Source organism: Clostridium sp. Marseille-QA1073 (assembly GCF_054863625.1).
On sequence record NZ_JBSVQM010000050.1, the window covers coordinates 1 to 5,864 of the forward strand.

A 5,864-nucleotide genomic window follows, 5' to 3' on the forward strand; every position below is an offset into this window, starting at 1 on the left:
GAGTTATTAAATTGAGAATAAGGGAATTTATTTATTATTTCATTAGCATACTTTTTAGATTGTTCAATATTTATATGTTCGTTTAAAATTGCCAGATTATAAACTACATTTTCTATATAATCTCCATCTTTAAATTTATTAGCATAAATTTCATAATACTTTATAGAAGTGGTTATATCACTTTCTTTTTCATAACTTAATGCTAGCATATATATTATATGCTCATATAAATAATTTCCCTCACTAAATTCATATATTTTCTCTAATTCTTTTATAGAATTTCTATAATCACCCTTATTTCTAAGTTCTTCTGCTTTATCATAATAAATTTCTATAGCTTCTTTATTTATAAAGTTAGAAGCTTTTATATACATTTGTTTTTCATTATCATTAAGTGCACTATTTTTATAGTCTTTTAAGATTTTTATTATATCATCATATTTACGATTGTCCATATGTACTTTTAATTCTTCAAAAGGAAATTTATTCTCCTCTTTCTTATTTTCTTCTACTTTATTTTTTTCTTCCTCTTTTTCTTCTTTTAAATTTAATTCTTGTTTCTGTTCATTATTATTATTATCTTCTACTATTAAGTTATTTTTATTATAGCTTACTTTAATAAAAGTATATATAGATAAAGAAATTAATAAAATTAAAGCAATAGATGATCCTACTAAAATTTTATTAGAATATTTTTTCTTGTATTTAATTACACCTAAATCATTCATTAATTTCATGGCTTCTGTTGCCATTTTATTATTTTTATCTGTTTTTAATACTTCATTAATATGTTTCTCTGCATTATTATATTGACCTAATTTTATATAACATTGAGCTAAATAGTTATTTAAATTTATAAAATTAAAATGAGATTTTTCACAGCTCTTAAAAAGTTCTAATGCTTCTTTTATTTTCAACTGTGTAAAGGCAGCTCTTCCTTCATTAAATAGTTTAAGATTTTCTTTATCTTTATTACTATCTTCCAAATACTTTCTAGCCACATCATCATTATTTAATCTATAATTAATCTTCCATTGATTCCTTGCTTCTTCTAAATCACCTTTTAGATAGTGCAAAAGTCCTTTTAAATTTAATGCTGCTGAATTTCCCCTTCCTAACTCTAAACTTTTTTCACAATAAATTAATGCTTTTTCAAAGTTCCCTTCATAATAATAGTTCATTGCCTTCATATAATTTTTCTTAGATTTCTCCATGATCTCACCGCACTTCTTACCTAGTTATAAGTCAATTATACCATAATTTTACTAACTACACTTAATTTTAAAATTACCCTGTAGAAGTAAAATAATTATTGTAAATTAAGATTTAATAGCACATTTCTTTTTGTATAATTAATCTTTATATCTATATCATCGTGATAAAAAATAAAGAATTAAGATAATAATTTTTTTAAGCTTTTACCTTTGATTCCTATATTATATTTTATGTAAAATTCCTTAGACAAGAATAAAATAATAAAAAGGAAGTTAAAATATTAACTTCCATAAATTATTTATTCTATTGTTATTAAATCTCCTGGAGTATAATTCTCTATTATTTTCTCTTTATCTTCATATTTATTTAATATATCATCAATATAATATATTGACTTTATTCTTAAATTATTTCCTTCAGGGCTTATTGATATTAATCTTTCTCTAGGATTTTGAGCTTCATACATTGGAATATAGCTGTTATTTTTTATATTTAATAAAACAGCTCTATCCCCTGTTTCTAATCTTCCGTATCCTAAACCAGTAATAACAATCAAATTTTCATTATCATACCATTCTATATATAACGGGCTTTGCTGTGCAGTTTCATCAGCTAATTTAAATTCATACATCTTACTGTTAACTAAATCTTTTACAAATATAGTTCCTATGCCTTCTTCTTTACCATATATGCCCCTTCCTTCAATAGCTGCTTCAAATTGACCATCAACTGTCGCTTTCCATGGTGTAGAAAATTCTAGCTTTTTATTTAAATCTACTTCGTTCATATTAAATAAAGATATATTTTCTAATGCTTTAAAAGACTTATCCTTTGATTCCTTATTCCCTATATTCGAATCTTCTGTTGTAGAATTTTCTTGAAAAGAAGAATATTCCTCCGCAGCACTCTTAGTCATAATCTCTGACTTTTTAGAGTTTCCTTTGAAAACCACAGGTATCATAAAAATCCCTATTAATAATGCTGCTGCAACACCTATATATTTTTTACTATGTTTTTTAAAACTATAATGAAGTTTATTATTTATAGTATTTTTATATTTATTTTTATCTATAGAATTCATAATTGCTTCTTTTGAACTTTTAAATTCAATTTCATCAATACTGAAAACATCTGTAAAAGCGTCTTCTAAGGCTAGTTCTTCTTCGTATAAACTTCTACAGCTTTCGCAGCTTGAAATGTGATTTTCCATTTCTCTATCATCATCTTCTGATAAAGTACCATGAATATACTCTAATATTTTGTTTTTAAATAAATCACAATTCATCATTTATACTTCACCTCTTTTTCACTAACATAAGTTTTGTAATTTTCTCTTATTCTATAGTACCTCCGCTTTACTGTTGATTCTGTCATTTTTAGTAGTTCTGCTATATCACTAAAAGTGAGTTTTTCAGAATATCTTAAAATTAGTATTTGTTTATCATCTTCGTTTAAGCTGTCAATATATTCTTTTATACCTTCTTTTGTTTCTTTATATTCTGCTATTTGTTCTGGTGACATATCTTTTGATGATAAGTCATAAGCTTCATCTATATTAGTTTCATGAGTTTTATTATATTTTCTTATATAATCTATAGTTTTATTTCTTGCAATTTGAAGTATCCAATTTGAGAATTTAAACTTTTTATCATACATATAAAGTTTATTATATACAGTAATAAAGACTTCTTGGGTTATATCCTCTGATGCTTCCTTTTGTTTTAACATATTATAAACAAATTTTAGCACCATAAGTTCATACTTATTAACAATTGTATTGAAGCTATCCACATCCCCCTTCAACACATTGTTGACTAAGTTAATATCTTCAAAAGCATCAACTCTTGCCATCATTTTACCTCGCTTTATATAATTAATACGAATTTACTTCTATTAAAGTTAGGCATCTGAAAGAAAATAATAGATCAAAGATGTTAGTATATTTTATATCAGACAAGGCGTCAGGTTCTGCTCATAGTGTGCTATGGGTAGGTTCTGACAACGTAGTATGATGAAAAATAGGATAACATACTGGTCTATTATTTTTTTGAAGATGCCTCACGTGCTTTTTTAAAAATTTCTTTTTAAATACAATTGTTTATTATTACTCTTCAATACTTAATTCTTTAAAATATTCTTCTATTAAATAAAAAAACACTGTTATTGCTAGCAGATCAGCACATCCCCCTGGACTTATTCTAAGACTTATAAATTCTTTTTCCATAGATAAAATTCTTTCTCTTCCCTTTAATGTTCTCATACCACCTAGTTCTATTATTTCTTTAGCTTGTCTATTTACATCCTTTAACATTTCTAAAGAATGTCTATGGAGTATATTAGAGTCATCTACTCTTCCCATTAAGGCTATTAATGTATGAATTAATCTATCATTAAAACTTAATTCATAGGTTTCTTTGAATATTTTTAATCCATAATCAAAAACCAAAGGTAATCCCTTTTCAACTTGTCCTCTTATTCCTTCAACTCCATACTCAATATAAAGTTTTTCTCCATAGGTTAGCTTTTTACTTTTATCTATATTTTTTAATTCCTTTTCAACTATTCCATAAGTCATTTCCTTTATTATATTTCTTATATCATTAAAAGTTTTTTTATCATGTATTGCTTTTGTAGTGGCCGCGACAGCTATTCCTAAAAGAAAAATCATGCCTTTATGAGTATTAATTCCTTTAGTTTTTTTAAACATTGAGTTTTCAGCTTCTATTCCAACTTCTCTTATACTTTGAAAAATTTCTTTAGCCGTATTTTTTGAATATCCTTCTTCTGCAAATAAAATCATATATTTTATAAGTTCAGAGGTACTTTGTATAAAAGTATAATAATCCATATCATTGTGAGCCCCACTAGATATAGGTGATACAAGCCCTGGAGAAGGAAAGCAGCTTATTTCGTAAAGCATAGACTCTACTGCAAAACTGCTTATTTTAAAAGCTATATTATTTATACTATAGGTTTTACACATCATTGTTCTCCATATAATCTCTAACACTTATTCTTATGTGATCTTTTATTTCTTCTATATGATGATTTTTATTTCTAACGCATATATGTGCATCTTCATCACATATAAAACATTTTCTTCTATAATAGCCTAAATGATCCCTACTTAAACTATTATTTTCTTCATCATAAACATCAATATCTAAAAATCTACCTAATGAATGAGAATGCTCTATTTCTACAGTAGTTTTCTTAATTTCTATAGCATCTTCTTCCACTACTAATATAATTACATATCCTTCAGCAGTGATCATTTTAGTTTTAAATATTGTTTTATCATCTAGCTTTTCTATAAGTACTTTATCCGCTATTTCCATAAGTTTTTCTGTAATTTCGTTCGCTTTATTAAGTCCTGGATAGTTACTTCTAGCACAAACTACAGGAGCGTTATATTCATTTATAAGCTTTTCAATAAATGAAACTCTTTCTTCTCTTGCTTCTAATAATTCTTCTGCTTTTAACATTTCTTCACTATTCATAATTTTAATGAGGAGAATTAGATAATTTAATTTTCTCCCTTATTTCAACTCCTTCTTTCGTATTTAAAAAATCATAGGTTACCTTTGGAACAATTTCTTTAATTTTATTCATATTTTCTTCCTTAATTAATTCTCTAACCGCTGAGGCACTTATCGCCATATCTTCATAGCCTTTACGACGGATTTCTATAACTTCTACATTAAATTGCGGAAGTATTTCTTTTAAGCTTTTATTATATTGATTTGTAACTTCACAATAAGGTTCTTCACCTAAAAATCTTTTATTTATGTTAAATTTGTTACAAAAGTATTTTCCAAAAATTTTTCCGTCTAGTGATGTATAAGCACTCAATATATCATCTTTTTTCCTTAAAAAATAAGATGGAAAAGTGGCAGAAGATATAATGTATTCTCCCCCAGGTAAAACTTTAACATTCTTTAAATGTTCAGTTCCACTCTTTACCAAGTTATACCTTACCTCAAAAGGAAATAATGATTTATTCTCTTCTACTATAAACACTAAAACTTCTTCACTAACCTTAGATGCCTCTTCAATTAAATATAAATGGCCTAAGGTAAAAGGATTACAGTTCATAACTAATGAACTTCTTTCTCTTTTCTCCTCTAAGTTATACTTCTTAGATATTTTATGTAAATAGGATTCTATATTATATATTCCATTTTCAAGTAGTGCTACTTTTTCTACTCTTTCTATAAGTTTATATCCTAATCCTAAAAAAATTTCTATATTTTCTGGTTTGGTAAATATAAAACTATGATATATGTTTTCCTCAAACAATTTGTCATTAAGTGCATTTAAAAGAATAGCTGAAACACCTTCTCCTCTTAATTCCTCTGATACTGCAAAACATTTAAAGACACTTTTTGCTTTAGAACAAGTAGCTTTAATCTCGCCATTTTGTCTAATAACTACAGTATAATCTACATCTTTATCTAAATCTAAATTAAACTCTTTTAAGAAATTTTTAACTTCCAAAACATCTCTATCTTTATTTAAATTTACTTTTTCTAAGTTTAAGTTATACATAATTTACCTCACTTTGATAGTTTTTAGACATTCAAATTCAAAATACCATTTATTTTTCAAAGATACCTAAAAGCTATTTTTATAAATATTCTCTTAAAAAA

At 25.7% G+C, this 5,864-nt stretch carries 6 protein-coding genes; all 6 read right to left on the reverse strand.

Annotated features, from left to right (window positions below; all coding sequences use genetic code 11):
* Positions 1–1,214 (reverse strand): tetratricopeptide repeat protein (locus ACY1IQ_RS20855; RefSeq protein WP_461615800.1); only part of this gene is annotated, 1,214 nt, incomplete at its 3' end.
* Positions 1,215–1,513: 299 nt separating this feature from the next.
* On the reverse strand, positions 1,514–2,500 hold the full coding sequence (locus ACY1IQ_RS20860; RefSeq protein ID WP_461615801.1) for a DUF4652 domain-containing protein: 987 nt from the start codon (positions 2,498–2,500) through the stop codon (positions 1,514–1,516).
* Positions 2,500–3,066, reverse strand: a complete 567-nt coding sequence (locus tag ACY1IQ_RS20865) for an RNA polymerase sigma factor (protein WP_461615802.1) — start codon at positions 3,064–3,066, stop codon at positions 2,500–2,502. Before ACY1IQ_RS20865 ends, ACY1IQ_RS20860 begins: the two co-directional genes overlap by 1 nt.
* A 253-nt stretch (positions 3,067–3,319) precedes the next feature.
* Entirely contained in the window at positions 3,320–4,198 is an 879-nt protein-coding gene (citG, locus tag ACY1IQ_RS20870) for a triphosphoribosyl-dephospho-CoA synthase CitG (RefSeq protein ID WP_461615803.1), read from the reverse strand.
* Positions 4,191–4,715: a citrate lyase holo-[acyl-carrier protein] synthase gene (gene citX / locus ACY1IQ_RS20875; RefSeq protein ID WP_461615804.1), complete on the reverse strand. Its 525-nt coding sequence runs from the start codon at positions 4,713–4,715 to the stop codon at positions 4,191–4,193. The genes citG and citX overlap by 8 nt, the downstream gene beginning before the upstream one ends.
* A gap of 4 nt (positions 4,716–4,719) precedes the next feature.
* Positions 4,720–5,763 (reverse strand): [citrate (pro-3S)-lyase] ligase, encoded by a 1,044-nt coding sequence (gene citC / locus ACY1IQ_RS20880; RefSeq protein WP_461615805.1) that lies wholly within the window; start codon positions 5,761–5,763, stop codon positions 4,720–4,722.
* Positions 5,764–5,864 lie beyond the last annotated feature (101 nt).